The organism is Thiomicrorhabdus xiamenensis, assembly GCF_013282625.1.
Lineage (GTDB): Bacteria > Pseudomonadota > Gammaproteobacteria > Thiomicrospirales > Thiomicrospiraceae > Thiomicrorhabdus > Thiomicrorhabdus xiamenensis.
On record NZ_CP054020.1, the window covers coordinates 2,482,637 to 2,508,071 of the forward strand.

General features: G+C 49.5%; 24 protein-coding genes. 8 read left to right on the forward strand and 16 right to left on the reverse strand.

Going from position 1 to position 25,435, the window contains the following annotated elements:
• Window positions 1–282: 282 nt before the first annotated feature.
• Window positions 283–903, forward strand: coding sequence for an Hpt domain-containing protein (locus tag HQN79_RS11445; RefSeq protein ID WP_173286665.1), 621 nt, complete (start codon window positions 283–285; stop codon window positions 901–903).
• A gap of 47 nt (window positions 904–950) precedes the next feature.
• Here the strand turns inward: HQN79_RS11445 and HQN79_RS11450 are convergent, their stop codons facing one another.
• Complete coding sequence (locus HQN79_RS11450) at window positions 951–1,817, reverse strand: response regulator (protein WP_173286668.1); 867 nt, start codon at window positions 1,815–1,817, stop codon at window positions 951–953.
• A gap of 259 nt (window positions 1,818–2,076) precedes the next feature.
• Here HQN79_RS11450 and HQN79_RS11455 point away from each other — a divergent pair, with 259 nt between their 5' ends.
• From HQN79_RS11455 to HQN79_RS11470, 4 genes are all read left to right on the forward strand, one after another.
• Entirely contained in the window at window positions 2,077–2,664 is a 588-nt protein-coding gene (locus HQN79_RS11455) for a helix-turn-helix domain-containing protein (protein WP_173286670.1), read from the forward strand.
• 262 nt (window positions 2,665–2,926) lie between these two features.
• Window positions 2,927–3,265, forward strand: coding sequence for a P-II family nitrogen regulator (locus HQN79_RS11460; RefSeq protein ID WP_173286672.1), 339 nt, complete (start codon window positions 2,927–2,929; stop codon window positions 3,263–3,265).
• Window positions 3,266–3,317: 52 nt separating this feature from the next.
• Entirely contained in the window at window positions 3,318–4,571 is a 1,254-nt protein-coding gene (locus HQN79_RS11465) for an ammonium transporter (RefSeq protein WP_173286674.1), read from the forward strand.
• 104 nt (window positions 4,572–4,675) lie between these two features.
• Entirely contained in the window at window positions 4,676–5,122 is a 447-nt protein-coding gene (locus HQN79_RS11470; protein WP_173286676.1) for a GNAT family N-acetyltransferase, read from the forward strand.
• A 73-nt stretch (window positions 5,123–5,195) separates the two neighbouring features.
• Here the strand turns inward: HQN79_RS11470 and HQN79_RS11475 are convergent, their stop codons facing one another.
• The 15 genes from HQN79_RS11475 to cynS form a co-directional block, all read right to left on the reverse strand.
• Entirely contained in the window at window positions 5,196–5,888 is a 693-nt protein-coding gene (locus HQN79_RS11475; protein WP_173286678.1) for a type 1 glutamine amidotransferase, read from the reverse strand.
• 85 nt (window positions 5,889–5,973) lie between these two features.
• A complete protein-coding gene (gene folD / locus HQN79_RS11480) occupies window positions 5,974–6,843 on the reverse strand; it encodes a bifunctional methylenetetrahydrofolate dehydrogenase/methenyltetrahydrofolate cyclohydrolase FolD (protein WP_173286680.1) in 870 nt (289 codons plus the stop codon).
• Window positions 6,844–6,849: 6 nt separating this feature from the next.
• Window positions 6,850–8,169: an FMN-binding glutamate synthase family protein gene (locus HQN79_RS11485; RefSeq protein ID WP_173286682.1), complete on the reverse strand. Its 1,320-nt coding sequence runs from the start codon at window positions 8,167–8,169 to the stop codon at window positions 6,850–6,852.
• A gap of 31 nt (window positions 8,170–8,200) precedes the next feature.
• Window positions 8,201–8,878, reverse strand: coding sequence for a GltB/FmdC/FwdC-like GXGXG domain-containing protein (locus HQN79_RS11490; protein ID WP_173286684.1), 678 nt, complete (start codon window positions 8,876–8,878; stop codon window positions 8,201–8,203).
• Between the two features lie 38 nt (window positions 8,879–8,916).
• Window positions 8,917–9,816, reverse strand: coding sequence for a class II glutamine amidotransferase (locus HQN79_RS11495; protein ID WP_173286685.1), 900 nt, complete (start codon window positions 9,814–9,816; stop codon window positions 8,917–8,919).
• Between the two features lie 12 nt (window positions 9,817–9,828).
• A complete protein-coding gene (glnT, locus tag HQN79_RS11500; protein WP_173286687.1) occupies window positions 9,829–11,163 on the reverse strand; it encodes a type III glutamate--ammonia ligase in 1,335 nt (444 codons plus the stop codon).
• Window positions 11,144–11,650, reverse strand: coding sequence for a hypothetical protein (locus HQN79_RS11505; protein WP_173286689.1), 507 nt, complete (start codon window positions 11,648–11,650; stop codon window positions 11,144–11,146). The genes glnT and HQN79_RS11505 overlap by 20 nt, the downstream gene beginning before the upstream one ends.
• A complete protein-coding gene (locus HQN79_RS11510) occupies window positions 11,647–14,532 on the reverse strand; it encodes a 2Fe-2S iron-sulfur cluster-binding protein (protein ID WP_173286691.1) in 2,886 nt (961 codons plus the stop codon). The genes HQN79_RS11505 and HQN79_RS11510 overlap by 4 nt, the downstream gene beginning before the upstream one ends.
• Window positions 14,522–14,791, reverse strand: coding sequence for a sarcosine oxidase subunit delta (locus HQN79_RS11515; protein ID WP_173286693.1), 270 nt, complete (start codon window positions 14,789–14,791; stop codon window positions 14,522–14,524). The genes HQN79_RS11510 and HQN79_RS11515 overlap by 11 nt, the downstream gene beginning before the upstream one ends.
• 21 nt (window positions 14,792–14,812) lie before the next feature.
• Window positions 14,813–16,054 (reverse strand): FAD-dependent oxidoreductase, encoded by a 1,242-nt coding sequence (locus HQN79_RS11520; protein ID WP_173286695.1) that lies wholly within the window; start codon window positions 16,052–16,054, stop codon window positions 14,813–14,815.
• A 9-nt stretch (window positions 16,055–16,063) separates the two neighbouring features.
• A complete protein-coding gene (gene purU, locus HQN79_RS11525; RefSeq protein WP_173286697.1) occupies window positions 16,064–16,915 on the reverse strand; it encodes a formyltetrahydrofolate deformylase in 852 nt (283 codons plus the stop codon).
• A 468-nt stretch (window positions 16,916–17,383) separates the two neighbouring features.
• On the reverse strand, window positions 17,384–18,439 hold the full coding sequence (locus HQN79_RS11530) for an ABC transporter ATP-binding protein (protein WP_173286699.1): 1,056 nt from the start codon (window positions 18,437–18,439) through the stop codon (window positions 17,384–17,386).
• Complete coding sequence (locus HQN79_RS11535) at window positions 18,432–20,057, reverse strand: ABC transporter permease (protein ID WP_173286701.1); 1,626 nt, start codon at window positions 20,055–20,057, stop codon at window positions 18,432–18,434. The genes HQN79_RS11530 and HQN79_RS11535 overlap by 8 nt, the downstream gene beginning before the upstream one ends.
• A gap of 44 nt (window positions 20,058–20,101) precedes the next feature.
• Window positions 20,102–21,136 (reverse strand): Fe(3+) ABC transporter substrate-binding protein, encoded by a 1,035-nt coding sequence (locus HQN79_RS11540; protein ID WP_338065235.1) that lies wholly within the window; start codon window positions 21,134–21,136, stop codon window positions 20,102–20,104.
• A 279-nt stretch (window positions 21,137–21,415) separates the two neighbouring features.
• Window positions 21,416–21,859 carry a cyanase gene (gene cynS, locus HQN79_RS11545; protein WP_173286705.1) on the reverse strand — a complete coding sequence of 148 codons (444 nt, stop codon included), beginning with the start codon at window positions 21,857–21,859 and terminating at the stop codon, window positions 21,416–21,418.
• 360 nt (window positions 21,860–22,219) lie between these two features.
• Between cynS and HQN79_RS11550 the strand changes: the two genes are divergently transcribed.
• The 3 genes from HQN79_RS11550 (at window position 22,220) to HQN79_RS11560 (ending at window position 25,334) form a co-directional block, all read left to right on the forward strand.
• Window positions 22,220–22,762 carry an OsmC family protein gene (locus tag HQN79_RS11550; protein ID WP_173286707.1) on the forward strand — a complete coding sequence of 181 codons (543 nt, stop codon included), beginning with the start codon at window positions 22,220–22,222 and terminating at the stop codon, window positions 22,760–22,762.
• Window positions 22,763–22,823: 61 nt separating this feature from the next.
• Window positions 22,824–23,918, forward strand: a complete 1,095-nt coding sequence (locus HQN79_RS11555) for an acyl-CoA dehydrogenase family protein (protein ID WP_173286709.1) — start codon at window positions 22,824–22,826, stop codon at window positions 23,916–23,918.
• Between the two features lie 39 nt (window positions 23,919–23,957).
• Entirely contained in the window at window positions 23,958–25,334 is a 1,377-nt protein-coding gene (locus HQN79_RS11560; RefSeq protein ID WP_173286711.1) for an FAD-dependent oxidoreductase, read from the forward strand.
• Window positions 25,335–25,435: the final 101 nt, after the last annotated feature.

Consider the following 25,435-nt stretch of genomic DNA (forward strand, 5'->3'; position numbering starts at 1 on the left):
TTTCAATCAAGTTAAGTCGTCTTATTTAACAAGATCAGCGAAGCTTATTGTGGCGTACTTACCTTGCAAAATTAGCCGCTGATACCTGCAAGCGAGCACGGAACACAGTCACGCCAGAGGTTTGAATCATTAGGCGAATTTTAAGCAAGCTTCAGGGTGTTTTTGCTGCCACCATGCTTTAACCATCATTTCTTTGATATCATTCTGACAAATGTAGAGCTCGTTTTAATCAAGATCCCTTAAGGATCATTAATTGCACAAGCCAATATGGGAAAGCTAAGTATGCCGGACAATGATAAGGCGATTTTTAACAAAGAAGTCGCACTAAAAATGATGGGCGACTCTGAAAAATTACTTGTCGCAACATTGGAAAAATTTGTAAAAAAATATGGCAATATTACCGATGAATTAAATGCCCTTTTAGCAGAACAAGATATCGCCGCTTTAACACGATTTGTCCACTCCTTAAAAGGAATGGGAGCCACTATAGGCGCCGAAAAACTCTCATACCTGGCCGACTCCATTGAGCACTGGTTAACAAAACATCGCGAAACATGGCTGGAGCATGAGCAGTACGAACTCGAATTAAGACCCCTTTTAAAAAGTCTTGCTGCAAACTATTCACTACTTCATATCGAAATAGATGAATACCTTCGAGTTAAATGCGAAAAAAATGAAACGCCACTTAACAGAAAAATCGATAAGGAAGACGTTCTCAAAGAGCTCACTGTTCTGAAACAGATGTTAAAAACGTTTGATGCATTTACATATCAATACTGGACGGAACGCTCCGCACAATTTCAACATTTACTTGGCACTTCAAATTTTGAGCAATTTGACCAACTCATCGAGTGCTTTGATTTTGATATCGTTTTAGAACGATTAGAAAGTCTGAACCTGTAAACCCTCGATTGCGTTTTCCTCTTTTCACCCTCGGTATTCTCTTAAATTTATGCTTCTCGATTTTTGAGTAAAACCGCTTGTTCGATATGCGCTCGAGACGCGAGGAAAACCTCGGTTACTTTCTGAAGCAAAGATAAGGTTATTGGTAAATTTTCTCCGGCCGCTGCGCTTTCTAATTCCTCAAACACGGTTTGCATTTCAACAGCACCAATATTTTTCGCGGTTCTCTTTAAGGTAGCCGCCAGCTTTTGGACGCTCTCTAACTCCCCTGAATCAACCATATTTTGTAAAAAATTAACCGTATCTCTATCGTAAAGTTTCAGAAATTTCTCCAGAACTTTGATATAGATTAAAAAGTCATTATTAAATCGGGAAGTCGCCCCTTTAACATCAAATCCCTGCAAGATATCGATGAGTTCTTCCTGCGAGATTTGGAGTGGTTTAGCGACTTTGCAAAGGGTTGGAATGTTCTTTTCTGATGATGTTACCCAGCGTGAGAGCGTCGAATAGAGTCTTTTCGGATCAATGGGTTTAGAGACAATATCATTCATTCCTACATTCAAACATTCCGTATTGTCGCCGTTCATCGCACTTGCCGTTAACGCAATAATAACCATTTTTGAAATGCGAGGGTCACTGCGAATTAATCTGGTGGCTTCATAACCATCCATCACTGGCATCTGTACATCCATTAATACCGCATCAAATTTGGTTTCAAGAATTTTGTCAATTGCCTCACGGCCATCATCTGCAACACTGACAATTAAGTTGACGTGTTCCAGCAATTCTTTTACAACATCCTGATTAATTTTATTGTCTTCTACTAACAACACATGAATGCCGCGGAATTTCTCTGCATACCAGGCTTTATCATAAGATGCACTCTCGGCAACGACGGTCTTTTCTTCTTGCATAAAACAACAACACTGATGATTTTTTTCATCATACCACCTGAACTAAAAACCAAAATAATTTCAGTTTTATATCTCGAATTCTACTCGTCTTGATTCTGTCTTTTTAAACATGACCTGCCAATTCCATCACCACAGGACTTTATCCTCTTAATTCACGTATTAATCCCCGCGGATTTGATTTGAATCTGGCAGCGCCCACGGCAATAGGATAAGATTTGACCTAAATAATTGCTGAAATACAAAAGATACAAGAAACCCTATGGATAAACACACTAACCTGGACGCATTCATTGGCCGCACCATCCATGAATTCCGTAAAAAACAAGGTTTGACGATTGCCGAAGTTTCCGAACAATCGAATATCAGTCGCGGCATGTTGAGCAAGATTGAGAACGGACAGGTATCTCCGAGTCTGGATTCGCTTTTAAGAATCTCTCAGGCGCTGGGCATCCCGATTTCGGCATTGTTCAAAGAATTCGATACCGAGGGTGAAACCGCACAACACGTTAAAGCAAACGAACGCCTGGAAGTCGTCAGAAGAGGAACCAAAGTAGGTCATACCTATCATCTTCTGGCCTATGACTCCGGTCCGAAAAAACTTTTCGAGCCTTTTCTGATCTCTCTGGATAATCAAAGCGAGATTTTTCCGACCTTCTCACATGAGGGAAAAGTGTTTATGTTCCTGCTTGAAGGAGAACTGATCTACCGACACGGAAAAACCAAATACCATATGAAGCCCGGCGACTCTCTGACTTACGATGCCAAAGTCTCTCACGGCCCGGAAGAACTCATTAAAGTGCCGATTAAATTCCTCAACGTTGTCATCTATGACAACCCTGTCGCTTAATCTCCAAAAAACCGTACCTTTCTCCCTATTCAGTACGCACCAAAACAAATAATTTTCCCGCCATTGGTGCAATAAAAAGTTTCTTAAAAGGAACTTTTTATTCCTGAAAAATCACAAGTTATTGAAATATAAGAATTTTATTTTACTGGCAAGAAACTATCTAATGGCTAGTCGGTATACTTGTTCCATACCAATGTTTAGAGGGCAATCCATTTGCCCTCTTCTTTAATGAATTAGACATTTTTCCTCATGGAGGTCGCTTATGAAACAAATCAAAGCGATCATAAACCCTCACAGATTAACTGATGTACGTGAAGCTCTAACAACGTTAGGAATAAACGGCCTTACAGTGACGGAAGTGAAGGGATATGGTCGTCAGAGAGGGCACAAGGAGATCTATCGTGGTACCGAATACGAAGTCACATTTGTCCCTAAAATCATGCTTGAGCTGGTCGTTCTCGATGAGCAATTGGAGGAGATTATCACAACCATTTCTTCCAGTGCCCATACAGGCAAACTCGGGGACGGAAAACTCTTCGTATCCCCGGTCGAAAACGCGATCAGAATCAGGACCGGTGAGTCTGGCGAAGCCGCTTTATAACTTCACTTCTAATTTCAATTATGAGGGAACAAATTAATTGAGGTAAAACTTTATGGAAAGCAATTTTTTACAATTATCTTATGCACTGGATACCTTTTATTTCTTAGTCAGCGCCGTTCTTGTTATGTGGATGGCGGCCGGCTTTGCAATGCTTGAGGCCGGTCTGGTGCGCAGCAAAAACACCGTTGAAATTCTCACCAAAAACGCCTTGCTATACAGTGTGGCCTGTACCGTCTATCTATTCGTCGGTTACAACGTCATGTATCCGGGCGACCCGATCAGCGCTTATCTTCCTAACCTGAGCTTCCTGCTGGGTGCGGATAATACCGTTGAAGCGGTTATTGCCGGTGGGGACGACGCGCCTTACTACTCTGGCATGTCGGACTTCATCTTCCAGGCCGTATTTGCGGCAGCAACCATGTCCATCGTATCCGGTGCCATTGCCGAACGTATGAAACTGTGGCCATTCCTGGTCTTCGCAGTTGTCATGACGGCGATTATCTATCCTATGGAAGGTTACTGGAAATGGGGTGGCGGCTGGCTAGATCAGCTTGGCTTCCAGGATTTCGCCGGTTCCGTCGTGGTTCACATGGCCGGTGCAGCAGCCGCTTTAGCAGCCGTCATTATGGTTGGTCCTCGTATCGGTCGCTACGGTCCGAACGGTGAAGTCCGTGCGATTCCGGGTGCCAATCTGCCAATGGCGACACTGGGTATGTTTATCCTGTGGATGGGCTGGTTCGGTTTCAACGGCGGTTCAGAACTGAAAGTTGCCAACGTTGACGAAGCGAATGCGGTTGCAAAAATCTTTGTTAACACCAATGCCGCTGCCGCAGCCGGTATGATCGTTGCCGCTCTGCTCAGCAAGTTCAAATTCGGTAAAACGGATCTGACTATGGTCATTAATGGTGCTCTGGCCGGTCTGGTGGCGATTACTGCAGAACCGCTTGCTCCGTCTCCGGGTCTAGCAGTATTTGTTGGTGCTGTTGGTGGTGCGATCGTATTCTTCTCGGTCATGTTCATGGATAAAATCCGCATTGACGATCCTGTCGGGGCGATTTCGGTTCACGGTACGGTCGGTATCTGGGGGATTTTCGCAGTGCTGTTCAGTAACGGTGACGCGACTTTCACCGGTCAGCTGATTGGAACTCTAGCCACCTTTGCATGGATGTTCATCGCTTCAATTATTGTCCTGTTTATTATCGATAAGGTAATGGGACTTCGCCCTTCAACAGAAGAAGAGTTGGAAGGTATGGACATGAAAGAGTGCGGTATGGAAGCTTATCCTGAGTTTGATCACAAACAATAAGGTTAAACGTCTATAGCCCACAACAAAAGGCCGCATATGCGGCCTTTTGCTTTTAAATGCTTTAATCTTGTATAAATATAATTCGCATTGACCAAGGATAAATCATGAGCATCAGCATTCAACACGCACAGCGGCAAAACATTGCACAAATGACCGAACTGCTGCGCATCCTCTTTTCCATCGAAGCGGACTTCGAGTTTGCTCCGGAAAAACACCGTTCCGCACTGCAGAAAATTATCGAACAGCCCGACTGCGGCGCTCTAGTCGCATTGGACGGCGATGAATTAATCGGAATGTGCACGGCACAATGGGTCTACTCGACAGCGACAGGACAGAAATCCGCATGGATTGAAGATGTTATCGTGCACCCTGAATATCAGGGTAAAGGGATCGGTACACAGTTAATGAACGCACTGAAAGAATGGTGCCGGGAAAACGGCTGCAATCGAATGCAACTGGTTTATGACCTGGAGAATCGTCCGGCAATCGATTTTTATCGGAACCAGGGATTTACGAACACTCGACTCGGAGTTTTTTCCAAAGCGATTTAAAACAGACCAAAACCAGGGCGCTCAATCGCCCAGCCAATAACTCGGCGATGATTACCCCCGACCGAGGACAAAATCAGGCAGGAGCAGTTAAATACGCCAAAAGATCGAACAATACCGGCCTGACGGTAAGCACTTTCCGATCAGCGTCATCCAGCATTTCCGACGGACTCTGAACATAATCCCCTTCGACCATCTGCCCGCCGATTTCATCCACCCATTGCTGAATTTCTTGAGCGCGAACTTCCGGATGGCACTGCAAACCGATGATACGCCTGCCGATCTGAAATCCCTGATTCTCACAAACCCGGCTACGCAGCAAACGCACCGCACCTTGCGGCAATTCAAACGTCTCGCCATGCCAGTTGAAAATCTCCATGCTTGGCGGAAATTGAAAAACGTCTGCGGAATTCGAAGTTCGTTCAACCTGATGCCAGCCGATTTCCGTTTCAGGATTCAGGGTGACACTGGAACCCAGAGCGGTGGCGATCAACTGCCCGCCGAGGCAGATTCCCAGCAACGGGATATCCGCCGCAACCACTTCGCGGATATACGCCTTCTCGCTGACCAGCCAAGGGTATTTATCCTCTTCATTAACACTCATGGGGCCGCCGAGCACGATTACCAGATCGGTCTCCTCCAATGGTGGATAAACGGCGTCCTGCTGATAAAGCAGCACTTCATGAATTACCGCCGAGCGTTGCTCAAGCCATAGGCGGATCTGCCCCAGTCTTTCAAAAGGCGCATGGATTAACACCGCAACATTCATAAATTTAAATCTCCAAAGCAAAAAAGCCATGTGTCTTAGCGATCAACATGGCAAAACGAAGTGAGTGAGTCAACAAAAATTAGTACTAAGTAGAAAAATACGGACTCTGCTGATGTCTTTCACAGGCAAGCAGCGTATTCTCCAGCAGCGTTGCAATGGTCATAGGACCGACACCACCGGGAACCGGCGTGACGAAGTCAGCGATCTTCATCGCTTCCTTATCAACGTCCCCGGTCAAAGAGCCGTCTTCCAAACGGTTGATACCGACATCAAGCACGATGCAGCCCGGCTTGAGCCATTGCGCCGGAATGAAATTCGGCTTTCCGACCGCCACTACCAGAATATCGGCCATGGAAACATGCGTTTGCAGATCAGCGGTAAAACGGTGGCAGACCGTCGTAGTCGCCCCCGCCAGAAGCAATTCCAGCGACATAGGCCGACCGACAATATTCGACGCTCCGACGATCACTGCATGCTTGCCCTTGGCCGACAAACCGTAATGCTTTAAAAGCGTCATACAACCGTAAGGTGTACAAGGGCGTAAAGTCGGCATCCGTACCGTCAAACGCCCGATATTGTATGGGTGAAAACCGTCAACATCCTTATCCGGATGAATCGATTCAATCACCGTTTCGGCTTCGATATGCGCCGGCAGCGGCAGCTGAACCAGAATTCCGTCAATCGAATGGTCTTCGTTCAGCTCTTTGATCAGGGCCAGCAGTTCTCCCTGCGTCGTGGTCTCCGGCCAGTGCCAAGACTTGGAAACGAACCCGACTTCCTCGCAGGCGCGTTTCTTGTTATTGACGTACACCGAAGACGCCGGATCGTCGCCGATCAGAATCACCGCCAGACCGGGAGCACGAAGCCCTTGTGACAAGCGCTCGTCCACCTGGCTTTTGATTTTCTGCCGGACGGCCTTAGAGACCGTCTTACCATCAATGATTTGCGCACTCATGACGGCTTAGAACTCCTTACCCGGAATCCAATTGGTTCCGGCCAGAGGCACACCTGCCATTGCCGCCGCTTCTACATTCAAAGCAACCAGATCTTCCGGCTCCAGATTATGCAGATGCGATTTCCCGCAGGCACGCGCCAGAGTCTGCGCTTCCAGCGTCAACACATTCAGGTAATTGGCCAAACGACGACCTGCATCGACCGGATCCAAACGCGATGCCAGATCCTGATCCTGAGTGGAGATCCCTGCCGGACACTTGCCTTCGTGGTAATCGTCATAGAACCCGGCGGCCGAACCGATCTTCTGATACTCTTCATCCCATTTCGGGTGGTTACAGCCCAGCGCCACCAATGCTGCCGTTCCGATCGCTACCGCATCGGCACCCAGCGCCATACATTTAGCGACATCGGCCCCACTGCGAATACCGCCGGAAACAATCAACTGAACCTTGCGGTGCATGCCCATCTCCTGCAGCGCGCGAACCGCCTGCGGAATTGCCGCCATGGTCGGAATTCCGACGTGTTCGATAAAGACGTCCTGAGTCGCCGCCGTACCGCCCTGCATACCGTCCACGACGATCACATCGGCACCGGCTTTCACCGCCAGTTTGACATCGTAATAGGTACGCGTCGCACCGACCTTGATATAGATCGGCACTTGCCAATCGGTAATCTCGCGCAGTTCCTGAATTTTGATCGCCAGATCATCCGGGCCGGTCCAGTCAGGGTGACGACAGGCACTACGCTGGTCAATTCCCTTCGGCAGGGTACGCATCTGGGCTACACGATCGGTGATTTTCTGTCCCAGAAGCATTCCGCCGCCACCCGGTTTCGCACCTTGCCCCAACACCACTTCGATGGCATCGGCTTTACGCAAATCGTCCGGGTTCATACCGTAACGCGAAGGCAGATACTGGTACACCAGCGTTTTCGAGTTCTGGCGCTCTTCCGGCGTCATCCCGCCGTCACCGGTGGTGGTCGAAGTACCGGCAATGTTCGCGCCGCGCCCCAAGGCCTCTTTGGCATTGGCTGAAAGTGCACCGAAACTCATCCCGGCAATGGTGACTACCGTATCCAGTTTGATCGGCTTTTTCGCGAAGCGGGTTCCCAGCGTCACGTCCGTCCCGCATTTTTCGCGATACCCTTCCAGCGGATAACGGGACATACTCGCACCTAAGAAAAGCAGGTCGTCAAAATGCGGCACTTTACGCTTGGCACCGAAACCGCGGATATCATAAATCCCGGTATCCGCTGCACGTTGAATTTCATGAATCACATCGCGACTAAATGTAGCCGACTCGATTAATCCTGGTTTTTCCATTGTCATAACAGACTCCTTAATTCTTGATCGGCTAAATTTAGTAAGCAGAAGTATTGTCGACTTTAAAGTTGTACAGCTGTCTTCCGGAACCGTAACGGGTAAAGTCTTCAGGGTTATCGTCACAGCCCGCTTCTTTGAGCAAAGCGGACAACTCTTCAAGGTGCTCCGAACGCATCTCTTTCTGGATACAGTCCGCGCCCAGAGATTCCACCTTGCCTTTGACATACAGGTGAGCTTCATACAGAGAGTCGCCCAGGGCTTCACCGGCATCGCCGCAAACGACCAGACAACCCGACTGGCCCATAAACGCACTCATGTGACCGACCGAACCTTTAACGACGATATTGACGCCTTTCATCGAGATACCGCAGCGCGCCGCCGCATCGCCGTCCACGACCAGCAATCCGCCGTGCGCCGTGGCTGCCGCCGACTGGCTGGCATTACCTTTGACATGTACCTTGCCGGACATCATGTTTTCAGCCACCCCTTGACCGGCATTGCCGTTGACAATGATTTCCGCTTCTTTATTCATTCCTGCGCAGTAATAACCGGCATGACCGTTCAGAGTGATCTTGACCGGATGATCCATCCCGACCGCAAGGTTGTGGTCACCGCTGATACCGTTAATCTCGACTTCCGCCTGCTTATCCTTAGGCAAATCGTGCAAAGCCTGATTCACCTCACGGACCGTTTGTGTTTTTAAATCAAATTTCATGGCAAATCCTTTCTATTTCGCTGCTCTGTCTTTCACACTTAACCTTTACCCCAGAAATAAACTTTTCCCGGATCCGGTTCCCACAACTTGGCATTTTCGATGCCCGGCAGGGTCGACAGTGCGTGGTATTCCGAGGCCATAGCGACATAATCCTCTGTCTCCGCCATAACCGCAGGCTTACAGGCAATCGGATCGCGCACGACTGCAAAGCCGTCTTTGGTTCCCACCGTAAAAGTAAAAAAGCCGTCAAGATCTTCAATCGCGCCTTCCAGCGCTTCCTGAACGCTTGCCCCCTGACGCAGACGCCAGGTCAGGTAACCGGCCGCCACTTCGGAATCGTTTTCCGTTTCGAACTGAATCCCTTCTTTCTGAAGTTCTTCACGCAAACGGTTATGGTTAGAAAGCGAACCGTTATGCACCAGACACAGATCCATTCCGGTCGAGAATGGGTGCGACCCTTCCATGGTGACGCCACTTTCGGTCGCCATACGGGTGTGACCGACAATATGCGAACCTTTCATGCCGGACAGCGTAAAACGCTCGGCGATCTGTTCGGGCAAACCGACTTCTTTAAGGATTTCGATAGAACGCCCGACGCTCATAATGCGAATGCTCGGATCAAACTCCGCGATGGTTTCACGAACCGATGTCTCATCCGCTTTGAGTTTCAGTACCGCGGCATTGGCGTTATGCATGACTGAAACATCCGTCTTGAACTCCTCTTCCAGCTTCTCGGCCAGAATATGCCAGGGATAATGCTCATCTTCATGCTGAAGCGTCAGCTTGATCATGTCCTCGGAAACTTCATCGCCGTAAATAGCAAAGCCGGCACTGTCCGGACCGCGTCCGGTCATAGCGATCAGCATCGGCTCGAACAGTTTCCCGAGCTGGCTCTCCAGTGCGCTATTTTTTAAATACAACCCTACAATTCCACACATGAGCCTTCTCCTTTAAAAATACTCTGCATATCGGTTTAACTCCCAATCAGACACGTGACGCTGGTACTCGACCCACTCCATGCGTTTGATATCGATAAACTCTTTCAAAAAATTACTGCCAAACTGCTCTTCAAACAGCGGATCTTTTTCCAATTCGTCCAAAGCTTCGGACAGAGACTGCGGCAAGGTATCAATGCCTCGCGCCTTGATCTCTTCAAGCGACAGACCGTAATGGTTGATATTGTGCGGCTCGCCCGGATCCAGCTTGTTGGCGACACCATCCAGACCGGCGGCGATAATCGCAGCCGTCACCAGATAAGGGTTCGAACCAGTATCGGGCAGACGGAATTCCAAACGTCCATAAGGAATGCGGATCATCGCCGAGCGGTTGTTATCTCCATAACTGATAAATGCCGGCGCCCAGGTGGCTCCGGACAGAGAGCGTCCGACCACCAGACGCTTGTAAGAATTCACGGTCGGCGCAGCAAAGGCGCACAAGGCTTTGGCATGATGCATCAGGCCGCCGAGGAAGTGATAGGCCAACTCCGACAATCCCAGATTGTTGCTATCGGACTCGTCTTTGAACAGGTTATTTCCGGCATCATCGGTAATCGACAAATGGAAGTGAAAGCCGTTTCCGGTACGGTTGGCGTTCGGCTTCGGCATAAACGAACAGATCATGCCCATCTCGTTGGCAATCTCGCTTCCGGCCATGCGCACGAACGTAATGCGATCTGCCGAAGTCTTGGCATCCGAATAGGTATAGTTGATTTCAAACTGACCGTTGGCATCTTCATGGTCGATCTGATAGACATCAAAGCCAACCTGCTGTAGAGAATCGACAAACTTTTCCAAAAACGCTCTGGAGCGCGATAGCCCTTTGTAGTCGTAACATGGCTTGTCCAGAATATCGCTCTCATCATGCGGAACCAGATGGCCTTTTTCATTGCGACGCAGCAGACTGAACTCCGGTTCGATCCCGGTATTGAGCGTCCAGCCTTTCTCGGATAAGCGCTCGATCTGTTTCAGCATGATATGACGGGTGTCGTATTCGTAAGGCGCTTCATTGACATAGCCGGTACAAGCGACGCGGGCATAACCGGGTTGCCAGGGAATAATGCTTAAAGTACTCAAATCGGCTTTGGCCATATAATCCGCATCATGCGGTTCCATCCCCATGCCCCAGACGGCAAACCCGGCAAATCCGGCACCGTCTTCAACAATGGATTCCAGACAGCTTGCGGGTACCGACTTGGTCTTTGCGACCCCGTGAATATCGACAAACTGCGCCAGAATGAATTTGATCTGGTTTTCTTCGAGAAATTTCTTAGCTTCTTCTATCGTCATTTTCGAGCTCCGTTTTTAGAAAAGGCGACTTTTCTATTTGCTTAATTAAAGTTTCCTGAAAGTAGTGCCCATAGGTCGGGTCACATCCTAAAATGAGCGGTTTATCGGATTCTGGAATCAGTAACCAGGCCGATATACCGGCAATCGATACCATCAGGAAATCCCCCGGCCGACATTGACGAAAGTCGTAAATACAGACTTCAGACAGCAACGCTTTCCAGTTTCCCGACAATTCAAACGCAGCATCTCCTCTTGGAAATGCATATTGATTTTTTTCCTCCGCAAGCTCTACGGATGGCTCTACACTGACATACAGCTCGTCAGCACCCAGCTTGGCGACAAATTGCCCATCGCCCAACTGGCGATACTGGAAAATCTCCAGTGAGTCCGCGCCGAACGACGCCAAAATTTCATTCACGCCCTCTCCGCGAAGATGCAGCAAATTCGCCAGGCTCTTCGGTGCCAGTTGTACAACTTGATTCGTCATGCAGCCTCTCCTTCCTTCGATTCATCCGGCTTCTGCAGCAATCCCTGCGGATCGTAAAACGGGGTCTTGATGACCTTGGCATCAACAAAACGACCGTCGGTCAATTTAATCTTCAACACCTGATTCTCTTCCGAGAAGGCCGTCTCGACCATTGCTAGACCGATGACCTTGTTCAGGGTTGCACTGCGGCCGATACTAGTGACTCGACCGATCATTTCGCCGTTTTCTATCAGCAGATTCGATTCAAGCGGCATATCCTTTTTCGATTGTGAAAGCAGTTCAAAACCGACCAGAGTCCGGCTCTGCAGGGTTTTCAGCTTCACCAGGCTGGGCTTGCCGAGGAAATACGGTTTTTTGAGATGAACCGACCACGGCATATTCGCTTCGAACGGATTGGTCAGACCGTCGGTATCCTGTCCGACAATAATGTGCCCCTTCTCCAGACGCAGCAGACGTTGCGCTTCCACGCCGAACGGCTGGATACCGTAATCGCTGCCGATCTCCATAATCGACTCCCAGATTTTCAGTGCCGACTGCGAATCGGTATGAATTTCATAACCCAACTCGCCGACAAACCCGACACGGATCAAGGTCGCCTCAACGCCGCACACCTGCGCACGACGCATCGCCAGATACGGAAAGCCTTCGTTCGATAAATCCAGGTCCGTCAGCTGAGACAGAATTTTGCGACTGTTCGGCCCGGCAAGGTTCATGGCGCCGATTTGCCCGGTACGATTGAGCACGGTCACTTTCAAGCCCCACTCGATAACCTTCTTCTGGATCAGGCGATAGGCCGAATCGGAAGTGGACGTCGTGGTAGTGACATAGAAATGTTCCTCGGAATAGCGCACCGCAACACCGTCGTCGATCACCACACCGGTCTCGTCGACCATCAATGCATAGCGACTGGCGCCGACATTCATATTCGACATGCGCATGGTATACAGGCGATCCATCAACTCGCCGGCATCGCGGCCGAAGACTTCGAGCTTGCCGAGCGTAGACACATCGATCAGCCCGACGGAATTTCTTACTGCCGACACTTCCGCGGCAATCGAAGCTTCCCGCGTCTCTGCCGTCGGATAATATTCCGGTCGCAGCCAGCTTCCGGCTTCCATGAAACAGGCATTGCGCTGCTGATGAAAAGAGTGCATCGGCGTCAAACGCTCCGGACGAAAACGCATTCCCGCCAGATGCGATACCGGCGTCGGATGGAACATCGGTCTGGCGGTAGTTGAACCGGTTTGATCAATGGTTTTTCCGGTCATTTTCGCCAGAATACGGATTCCGTTCATATTGCTGTGTTTGCCCTGACTCGGCCCCATGCCGATGGTCGAGAAACGCTTCATCAGTTCAATATTGTCAAACCCCTGCGCGATGGCACCTTTCAGATCCTTGACCTGAATATCCTCATCGAAGTCGACAAACTCTTTGCCTTTCGGATGCGGCCAGATCGGATAAGGGTTGGAGTGCGCCGACTTGGCGGTATAGTCAACAGGCGCAATCGCCACCTTGCCCAACACCGTCTGCGCGGCCGCGGTTCCCGCCTGTTCACCGTCTTTGATGCGATCCTCAATCTCGAACACCCCGTTAATGCGTCCGCAGGCAAAAACGCCCTCTGGCAATTCAACCGGAAGCAGCTGCTCAACCGTATAGTTGTAGCTGAACTTGGCTCCCGCCTGATAAAGCGGCGCTCCGGCAGGTGCCCAACCGACACTCATCAGCAAACCGTCACACGGCAGATGATGTTGCACACCACTGACTTCGAAAGTGACGCCTTGCAGCTGCTTGCGCCCTGTCGCTTCAACAATCACGGCATTCTCAAACACCGGGATTCCTGCACTCTTAACCTGAGAAACCCATTCGCCGACGGTTTTCCCGGTATCCAGAATCGCTTTCACAACCAGGCCGTTTTTATGCAGATCCAATGCGGCACGATACCCCTCTGGATTGCTCGTCAGAATGACCGCCTCTTTACAGGGCGCCACCGCATAACGCGCCATTAAACGTTGCGCCGCCGAAGCGTTCATCACCCCCGGAAGGTCGTTATTACGAAACACCGCTGGCTGCTCGAACACACCGCTGGCGACGACAACCGCTTGTGCCGATAGCTTAATCAGTCCGTCCGGCGTATTGATCCCCAACCAGTGGTCGCCGTAATAGCCGGCTGCATAGGACGACGTAATAACCTGAATATTCGGCATGGACTCAACGGTTTCTTTCAAATACTTACGATTGAGTTGCTGGCTGTCGTCATTCACATACTGATAATCCAGTGAACCGCCTATATAGGGGTTCTCGTCAACCAGGCAGACATCCACGCCCTGTTTGGCTGCCGCGATCGCCGCCGCCATACCCGAAGGACCGGCACCGATGACCACCACATCGCAATGCAGGTAACGTTTGGGTTTACGCTCTTCGCTCCAATCGGTATCCACTTTGCCCAGACCGGCCATCTCCCTAATCAGTCGCTCCCATTTCGGGAACAGAAACTTCGGCGAATAAAATGCCCGGTAATAAAATCCGACCGGCAGGAATTTGCCGATCCACTCGACCAGCGCACCTTTGTCACTTGCCAGAGAGCCGAAGGTATTGACCGCGGTCAGCGACATACCATCTTCAGCCGGAACAACATCGGCACGGACATTCGGACGATCATCCGCCTGCAACAGCGCATTGATGTCGTGATTCGCAAAACTCAACAGCCCACGGCGACGGTGATATTTAAAACTGCGACCGACGACCTTGCTCCCTTGAGCCCAAAGCGCACTGCTGATGACATCTCCCTTAAAGCCGGAAACCGTTTGACCTTCAAACGTGAACGAAACGCTGGTTTTTCGATCGATCCATTCCAATGGCTGCGGTGCAAGTCTAAGCTTCATTTTCGATCCCTCTATTGGCAAATTCGACCCGGGTAATGCGGTCGGTCAAAGTGTTACGCTCAAACAAAAACCAGATGCCCGTCGGACGGTGATACCACCACTCTTTCAAAGTTTGCGGCGCGCCATTGCGGTAAAAAACATAATCCGTCCACGCCTTTTCCGAAACGCTTTCCTGATCCGGCTCTTTTTCCAGTCGGCCGCCGTAAGTGAACTCGCTCAGCGCTCGGCGCCCCAAACTCGGACAAGTAACAAATTTCATAACTCTTCTCCTGCGCTTCGCTCAGTGGCCGACCGAAGCCGCGCCTTTTTCGCCGACCAGTTTGAAGTCGGTGTAGCGCGACAGGCTGAACGGCTTAATGAGTTCGTGCGGCGTGTCGTTCGCCACGGTATACGCCATGGTTTTTCCGCTGATAGGCGTTGCTTTGAAACCCCAGGTTCCCCAGCCGGCATCAAGATAGAAGCCCTCTACATCGGTTTTACCCATGATCGGCGCAAAATCCGGCGTGATATCGCTCATCCCTGCCCACTGGCGCATAATTTTGAGACGGCTGGTAAACGGAAACAGGTCCATCATCTGATCGGTCAGACCTTCAACAAAGTCCAGTGTTGAACGTGTCGAGTGCAGCTCTGCCGGATCGACGGATGCCCCCATGACCAACTCGCCGCGCGAAGACTGGCTGACATAGACATGCAGGCTTCCAGACACCACAATCGTGTCCATAAAAGGCTTCACCGGCTCAGTGACACAAGCCTGCAGAGGGAAAATCTCGATTGGCGTCTCAATCTCCAGCATCTCGGTAATTCTCGGCGTCGATCCCGCCACCATGGAAATCACCTTCTTGGCTTCGACAAAGCCGCGATCGGTTTCCACCCCGACCACTTTCCCACCTTTGGTTTTAATATCCGTGACCCGGGTTTTCTGATGAATCTCGACACCGCGCTGTTGCGCGCCCCGAGCATAGCCCCAAGCCACCGCATCATGACGGGCAACCGAGCCCGGAGCGTGGTACAGCGCGCCCATAACGGGATGCTGCCCGTTACAGCTCATATCCATATAGGGCACTTCTTTTTGAATGGTTTCGACATCGACCACCTCACTGTCAATTCCGTGATGCTTATTGACCTCGGCACGCCATCTCATGGTGCGCATCGCACTATCCGTGTGCGCCAAAGTGAAATGACCGCGCGTCGAATAAAAGATGTTTAAATCAAAGTCGTCGCTCAGATCTTCAAACAGTTTCAGACTCTCGTCGTAGAACTTCACCCCTTCCGACGTCAGGTAATTGGAGCGCACGATCGTCGTATTTCGACCGGTGTTTCCGCCGCCGATATAGCCCTGCTCAAGCACCGCAACATTGGTGATACCGTGTTCTTTCGCAAGATAATAAGCACAGGCCATACCGTGGCCTCCGCCTCCGATAATGACCACGTCATAGGCTTTTTTCAGCGGCTTTTCATCGGGGAAAAAACGCGGTTCGTCTTCGGATTTTTTCCATGCATATTTAAGTAATCTGAGCGGCATTCCAGTCTCCTAAGCAAACACGACGGTCTTATTGCCGTGCACTAACACACGATCTTCCAAGTGGTATTTCAAACCTCGTGCCAAGACGTTCTTCTCGACATCTTTTCCGAGCACCACCATCTGCTCCGCCGATTCGCTATGCGAAACGCGGGTCACGTCCTGTTCGATAATCGGTCCGGCATCCAAATCCTGGGTCACGTAGTGACAGGTCGCCCCGATCAGCTTGACCCCGCGCACAAATGCCTGATGGTAAGGTTTGGCACCGATGAAAGACGGCAAAAAACTGTGGTGAATATTGATGATCTGACCGGGGTATTTTTCGCACAGCGCCGGCGGGATAATCTGCATATAGCGCGCCAGCACAATCGTATCCGCTTCGTAGTGTTCGACCCACTTGACCACTTCGGCAAATGCCTGCGGCTTGTTATCCGGCGTAACCGGAATATGGATATAAGGAATACCGTGCCATTCGACCAGCGCTTTCATATCCAGATGGTTGGAAATCACACATGGAATATCGCAGCCCAATTCGCCGCTGCTCCAGCGATAAAGCAAGTCGGCCAGACAGTGATCCTGTTTACTGACCATCAGTAAAACGCGTTTTTTGACGCAGGTTGAGTTCAACTGCCACTTCATCTCAAACTCTTCGGCAATTTTCGAGAAACCTTCCCGAAACGCCTCATCCGAGATTTGAATATCGGTAATTTCATTGCGCATAAAGAACATGCCGGAATGCGCATCCGCATGATGATTGGCTTCCGAGATCATGCAATTGTTTTCCGCGAGAAACGCCGAAACCTTGGCGACAATCCCCACGCGATCCGGGCATGAAATCGTTAGAACATAAGAATTTTTTTCCATTTAAAGTTTTCCTCTCAAGAAACTTTGATTCACATATTAAACAATTCGTTTTTTCATGACAAGAACTTTTTTTTAACTTTAGTAATTATTTTTTAATATCGGGAAACCTTTAGCCTCAGACAACGGTCTGCAGCAAACAAAAATGGCTGTAACGGAGAATAGAGAGAAGAGGTGCTAAGAAGCGAAAACAGAAGTTCGCTCTGGCGACCAAAATCAGAACAAGAGTTAATTAATATAGAGTGAATCCGACTCCCGCCAAGGGAAAACCGCTATGAAGGCAGACTGCAGCGAGCGTTGACGCCTGTATAAATAAAAGGAGCGAGGAAGTGATGCGCGACAATCCGCAGGCAAGCCTCCCCTTAAAAGAGGGACAGATTTGGTTTTTTGGATTTGACGCCTAAACCTGCAACGGCAAGAAAGCCTTGCAGGAGGGATAAAGCAATAATGTATGCAAATCGAATTTTTGTGCTATTCGCCCGAGAGGGCTTTTGGAAAGACCACGGCATGATCCATTTCCAGCTTGATACCGATTTTCGAACCGACCGGATGGTCGTGATGCGACTGGCTCATACACATTACCTTTTCGCCGCTCGGCAGCTTCAGGGTAAACAGGAAATGCGAACCGCGGAATGCGCGGTTAACCACTTCCAGTTTCCAGTCACTGCTATCGTCATGAATAATGTCGTCCGGACGAACCAGTACCGAAACTTCCTCACCGGACTCGGTGCCGAAAGGCAGATGGGTTTTTAAGAGGCCAAGCTCGGTGTGCACCGCGCGGCAATCGCAGACACGACCGCTGATTAACGACCCCTGACCGATAAAATCGGCAATAAACGGATGCAGAGGCTGATGATAGAGGTTATAGGGCGTATCCCATTGCAGCAGTCTACCGTCCTTTAAAACCCCCACCGAGTCGGCCATCGCAAAGGCTTCATTCTGGTTATGTGTGACCATCAGAGCGCTGATTCCCTCAGATTTCAAAATTCCGCGAACCTCTCTGGCCAGCGATTCGCGCAATTCGACATCCAACCCGGAAAACGGCTCGTCCATTAACAGCATCGTCGGGCGCGGAGCCAAAGCTCTGGCCAAAGCAATGCGCTGCTGCTGGCCTCCCGAAAGCTGATGCGGATAACGATCGCCGACCTGCGGCAAGCCGATCAATTCCAGCAGCTGCTGAATACGCTCGCGCTTCAGCGCCGCCGGAAACTTATCCAAACCGAAAGCGATATTGTCGTACACGGTCATGTGCGGAAAGAGCGCATAATCCTGAAAAACCATGCCGATTTTGCGCTTCTCGGTCGGCACATTCACCCTGTCCGACGCCATTAACGTCTCGCCGATACGAATTTCACCACCGCTCGGCGCATGCAACCCGGCAATCGTCCGCAGCAAAGTGGTTTTTCCGCAGCCGCTGGGGCCGAGCAGACAACCGATCTCGCCCTCGCGCAATCTGAGGTCGATACGATTCACCACGGTATGCGCCTGATGGCTGGCTTGGACTTGATGGAGATTCAATTCAGGCATGAGATTTATCCATTAACTTACTTAAGATAATAACCGGAATCAGGCCGGTAAGCACAATCAGCAGAGCCGGCAGACCGGCGTCGGCAAGCCGCTCATCCGCCGCCATTTCATAGGCACGGATTGACAGAGTATCAAAATTGAACGGTCGCAGGATCAGCGTCGTCGGCAGCTCTTTCAAAACCTCGACAAACACCAGAATCAACGCGGTCAGCAGGCTGGTTTTCATTAACGGCAAATGAATGCGTCCGAGAATATTCCACGAAGAGGCGCCCAGCGTACGTGCCGAATCATCCATACTCGGTTTGATGCGCTGCAAACCGGATTCCACCGACTGCAAGGAGACCGACAGAAAACGCACGCTGTAGGCAAACACCAGCGCAAACAAAGTCCCCGAGAGCAACAGTCCGGTAGAAATCTGATAATTTTCATAAAAGAAATCATCGATTGTTTTGTCCAGCCACGCCAATGGAATCAGAATAGCGATCGCCAAGACCGTTCCCGGAACCGCGTAACCGAGATGCGCCAGCTGAACCGTCTGCGAAACGGTTTTATTGGCACTGATCCGTTTGGCGTACGCCAAAATCACCGCCAGAATCACCGCAACGACTGCCGTAATGAAAGCGAGTGAGAAGCTGTTCCAGGCCAATTCAAAGAACTCATTATTCCAGCCAGTCTCGGCGGTGGTGACCGTCCAATACAGCAGTTGACCGCTCGGCACCAGAAACCCGAACAGAATCGGCAGGAAACAGACCGCAAACGCCGCCATTCCTCGACGGCCGGAAAGCACAACCCGTTCAACTGCATCGCCTTTCGCATACCCGCCAAAATAGCGCTGCTGCTTACGCGACCAGCGCTCAACCAGAATTAGAACACCGACAAATGCCAGCAGCACCAGCGACAACTGTACCGCCGTTGAGGTATCGCCCAACCCGGACCAGGTTCTGTAGATCCCGGTGGTAAAAGTATCCACCCCAAAATGCTGCACTGCACCGAAATCAGCCAGCGTCTCCATCAGCGCCAAAGTCACCCCGGCGATAATCGCCGGCCTGGCCATCGGCAAGGCGATACGCAGGAAACTTTTATAAGGGCCCGCGCCCAAAGTACAACTGACCTCAAGCGCATGCTGACTGGCCCCGCCGAAAGCACTGCGACTGAGCAGATAAACATAGGGGTATAAGACGAACGAGAACAGCAGAATCGCACCGCCCACCGAGCGGATTTCCGGGAACCAGAGTGAGACACCGTTGCCGAAAATCTCTCTGAGTGCCGACTGAACCGGCCCTTCGAACTCCAAGAGCCCGGTATAGGTGTAAGAACTGATATAGGCCGGCATTGCCAAAGGCAGCAGTAGCGCCCAGTGCAGCCAGCGACTGCCGACGAACCGGTAATGGCTGATCAACCAGGCGGCAGGCACCCCCAGAAGCAGGGTGCCGGAAGCCACCCCGATCATCAGAAGGATCGAGTTCAGGATATAGTCGGGCAGCAACGTATCCATCAGATGCTGCCAGTTATTGCCTCCTGACTCAAAAACAAAAGAGACCAGCACCCAGATGGGTGTGGTCATCACGAATGCAATCAGAATGGTAATAAAAAGCCAAAGCCTTGGCGATTTTGTCATAAATTTCCCATTAAAAACCTATCCTGCAGAGAGCGCCTTTTTCCTTAACGCCAGCCTGCGCGATCCATAATCTTGACCGCAGCCGGGTTCAGCTCGCCCAGCTTGGAAAGATTCAAGCTGTCGCTATGGAAAGTTCCCCAGGATTTCAGGGTATCACTGACCTGCACACCATCAAGAACCGGATATTCATTATTGGTTTCGGCATACCACTGCTGCGATTTTTCCGACAACAGGAATTTAATCAGTTTATTGGCGTTGGCGGTATTTTTCGACGATTTGGTAATGGCGATACCGCTGACATTAATATGCGTACCGCGATCCTGCTGATTTGGCCAGAAAACCGCGACCTTGTCTGCCGCCTGACGCTGCGCCTGATCCTTGCCGTTTAGCATCTGTCCCAGATAATAGGTGTTCACGACGGCCAGATCACACTGTCCTGCTGCAACCGCCTTAACCTGATCGCGATCGCCGCCCTTTGGCTTACGCGCCAGATTCTTCACCAATCCCTCGGCCCATTGCGCCGTCTTTTCCTCGCCTTGATGCGAGATCATCGACGCCACCAGCGACTGGTTATAGATATTGTTAGAAGAGCGGATACAGATCTTATTTTTCCATTTAGAATCCGCCAGAGCTTCATAGGTCGAAAGATCCTTTGGATCCACACGATCTTTGGCATACACGACCACGCGAGCGCGAGTGGTCAGTCCAAGCCAATAGTTATCCTTATCCCGAAGATTCGCCGGAACCTTTTCCAGAAGCTCCCGATCGATTTCGGCCTTCAATACACCGGACTCTTTCGCCCGGTGCAAACGCCCTGCATCCGTCGTAATCAGAATATCGGCAGGCGAACGACGTCCTTCCGATTCAAGGCGTTTTAAGAGCGCGTCCGCTTTACTGGTAATCAGATTAACCGTAATCCCGCTTTCTTTGGAAAACTCGTCCAGCAAAGGCTTTATCAACTGGGCCTTACGGGCAGAATAGACATTAACCACCTCTTCCGCACTGGCCTGATGCACTGGCATCGCCAGAGTCACCGCCATAAAAAGCGTACTGAATAGTGTAAAGTTAAATCGTTTCATCCGTTTCATCTCCCTGGGTAAAACACCCTCTGTTTTTGAAGGAAGGACAAATATAAACCGAAACCCAACTGTAAACAATAACAATTCTTATTATCTTTGAATATTTTTTCGAGCTTAAGATAATTGTAGGTGGATTATTAACAGAATCTACATACCTTAAGTAAAACAAAGAGTTACCGTTTTAGAGATGCCAATCAACAGGCAAAAAAAAACCTTTGAACCACCAAATGGTTCAAAGGCTTAAAACAAAAACTAATTAAGGAGTTTTACAACAGTCTGTTACCAGGCTTTGTAAGGTAGGAATTTACCGTTCATGGTTACCACAACGCGGTCACCTAGTGGGTTCTCTTCTTTATCGATATCCATCGAGAAATCGATCGCACTCATAATACCGTCGCCGAATTTTTCGTGAATCAGCTCTTTCATCGTCGGACCGTAAACACCGACGATTTCGTATAGACGATAGATCAATGGATCTGTCGGAACCGCTTTTTCCCAACTCTTATGCGGGAATGCCTGCAATGCTTCAGCAACATCGGTTCCCAGACCGAGTAATTCTGCAACTTTGGTTGCTGGCTCTGCGTCCAGGTGGTTCATACCTAAACAAGCAGAGGTGGTATAAACTTCACTTAGGCCTGCTGCCGCCGCGATATCAGTCCATCCAAGGCCCTTTTCATTTTTAGCCAATACAATTGCTTCAGTCATTGCTACTTTAGTTAACATAGGTTTATCTCCCTCTTTGTATAAAATCGTTAAAAGCACTGACCTTAACGCATTTCTCGTGCCAACTCTTTAAGAAGACTTATAACCTACTGTTTTTTATAAAGTTTATTAATATCCCCTCAATTTCTTTCCCCATTCACTACTTACATTGTCAGACATTGTTAACCATTCAACACTCCAAACCTTACATTTGTATTCAATTGTAACTATTTGTAATGCTTCAAAAAAACACAAATTAAATAAGTCGTTGAAAAATAAGTGCTTTTAAATTTTTGGTATTCCGGACGCTATGTGTAAAGCATATTTCACAGTCGAAATATGACTTTGTAAAACCTTGAAAAATCCAATTAGGAGAAAAAAATGTCTGATGCAGCAGTAGTTATTCCATCATGCCTACGTCCAATCGATACTGACGGTCTAAACAAACTGGGTGAAGCGGGTAAAGCAGATCCAAATGCCGTTAAAACGCTAAAATCAAAAACCGTTCTAGAAGGCCAGTTCAAAAACTATAACTACATTCGCGACCTTCCTGCGATTGTTGTTGACGAACCACCTGGACTACTTGGTGAAGATACTGCACCAAACCCTTCTGAAATGGCCCTACTTTCTCTAGGTTCATGTCTTTCTGTTGGTGTTCAGGCGAACGCTACTAACCAGGGCATCCCTCTAACTAAACTGGAAGTTGCACTTGAAGGTGATATCAACATCACTGCGGTTTGGGGTACTGGTGACCTTGATCCTAACAAACCTCTAGGTGTAACCGAAGTACGCGCTTTCTTCACAATCGAATCTCCTGGTACGCCTAAAGAGAAGCTTGAAGAGCTTGTCGCACACGCAATGAAATGGTCTCCAGTAGCGAACACCTACATGAACCAAGTCAAAATGTCAGGCGAATTAGTCTAAACACGATTTAGTTTGTGTACCGGTCTCAGCATCGGTACACAAAATTCACAAGGAGATCATCATGATTCAAGAAGTGGTCCAAAAAACATTAAAACCTCTTACAGTCGATATCGACCACGGGAAATACACCACCGAGGTGCTATCCGAGCTGGGTAAAATTGATGCCTACAGCCCGCATATCCCTTCGCAAAACGGTGGCAAGCTGGATCTGTTCAAAACCATTCACAACATGGCCTTGGTATCCGAAGAGTGTATGTCGACCGGCTTTATGATGTGGGCACACACGGTCTGCGCATGGTATATCGAAAACGCGGACAACGAATACCTGAAAACTGAAATCCTGCCGAAAATGATGACAGGTGAACTATTCGGGGCAACTTCACTTTCCAACCCGATGAAATACTTTGCCGGTATCGAACCGCTGAAAATCTCCGCGATCGAAACCGAAGACGGCTATATCCTAAACGGCGCTTTGCCATGGGTATCCAATATCTGGCCGGAATCCGACAAACATTTCTTCGGCTCGATTTTCCACGTACAGGACGAAGAAGGTAATACGCTTAGAGACGCGATGGCATTGATTCCATGTGATCTTGAAGGCCTGACACTGCAACAGCAAGTTGAGTTTGTCGGCATGGAAGGGACGGGAACTTTTGCGATGGTCTTTGACAACGCATTCCTTCCGAAAAAATATCTTCTGGCGGATCCAGTCGGACCTTATCTGCAAAAAATCAAAGCCGGTTTTGTCCTTCTGCAAGCAGGTATGGCCGTTGGCGTTATCCAAGGCTGTATTAACGAAATGAACCAATCCAACCTGTCACAAAGCGCAATCAACCAGTATCTGGACAATACGCCAGAAGAACTGCAGGAAGAGCTGAATGACGCAGTGGAAATTGTTAAAGAACTTTGTGAGACACCTTACACACCTGGCGATGAATTTTTCCGCTCCGTTTTGGAAGCCCGCCTGTTGGGTGCAGAGATTTGTAAACGCGCGGCAGACTCGGTTATGCAGCATGCCGGTGCAAAAGGCTACATCGTTGATGCACCTGCACAGCGCAAATGGCGTGAAGCCTATTTCGTGATTATCGTCACACCATCAATCAAGCATTTACGTAAAGAAATTCAACGTCTGGAAGTCGGTCTGGAAGCCGCTTAAAAAGCAGCTGAGGCAAGGGCGTTTCAAAGGAGTAAAGTTATGACCGAAGAATATCGCAAGTACATCTGTAAAGTATGCGGCTTAATTTACGATGAAGAAGAAGGTGATCCGGATTCAGGGCTTGCTCCTGGAACGCGTTTTGAAGACATTCCTGATGATTGGTACTGCCCTCTATGCCTTGTCAGTAAAGCCGACTTTATTCCACTGGATCAATTGCCTAAGGCGGTTGCGGATGGCGATTTACCGAAACACAAAGTCAGTGATTATGCCGACGTCATGATCATCGGTTCCGGCTATGCCGGCTGGCAGGTTGCCGAATCGATTCGTCGTGAACTGCCTGATGCCGTTATCACACTGATTACCGCAGATGATGGCGTAGTTTACCCTAAACCGTCTTTGTCTATGGCGCTACGCCAAGACCGTTCTGCCGATGACCTGAAAGAGTATAGCGCACAGCAGAAAGCCAGCGAGCTCGACATGGGTGTAAAGACCTTAACTCGTGTTATGTCGGTTAATGAAAAGCGTAAAAAAGTAATCACCACCAAAGGGAATTTTCATTACGACAAACTGATTATTGCTACGGGTGCCAAAGCGCTGAAGCCTGAAGTAGGCGGTAAAGTTGGTCATGAAATGATTACCCTGAACGATCTGCCAAGCTACCGAAAATTCCGTAAGTCCATCACGGAAATCGACCACGTTACCATTATCGGCGGCGGTCTGATCGGAACGGAAATGGCAGAAGATCTGGCGGAAGCCGGTATGTCGGTCACCATGATGGTTCGTGAAGAGCAATTAATGCCGGGCATGCTACCTGAGACAATCGCCAGTGACCTGGCCGATAAACTGACTGCAAAAGGCGTTGATATCCGCTTTGGTCAAATGGTTTCTGAAATGAACGGGACAAGCGGAAGCTATGAATTGAAACTAGATTCTGGCGAGCAGCTCAATACCGGCATGGTACTGTCTGCAATTGGTATCGCGCCAAATGTCGGACTGGCCAAAAAACTTAATCTGGAAATCAACCGTGGCATTAAAATTAATGACTATTGCCAGACCTCAAATCCGGATGTGTATGCAATTGGTGATTGCGCCGAGTCTGAAGCGGGCGTTCAAGCCTTCTTGGAACCGATTCGACGTCAAGCAACCGCTATCGCTGCGCATTTAAAAGGTGAGAAGGATCTTCCATTCCACGCGGTTTCCCCATTGATTAAAACCAAAACGTCAACCCTGTCGATTATGCTAAGCCTGCCACTTGGTGCAAATGACCAGGAAGGCTGGGAAACGGAAACCGACATCGGTGAAAATCATAAGCTGGTGTACAAAGACAACGAAGATCACCTCCTTGGTTTCGCCTTGAGCGGCGATCTGGTTAATCAGGCCAATACCCTGTACAAACAGATCAATCCAAACAGCTAACTCACGTCCGGCACTTAGTACGGACTCCCCTAAACCTCCTCTCTCCCCTACGAGGAGGTTTTTTTATCTCCGCTTTCAAAATCCCCCCTATTTACTCGCAT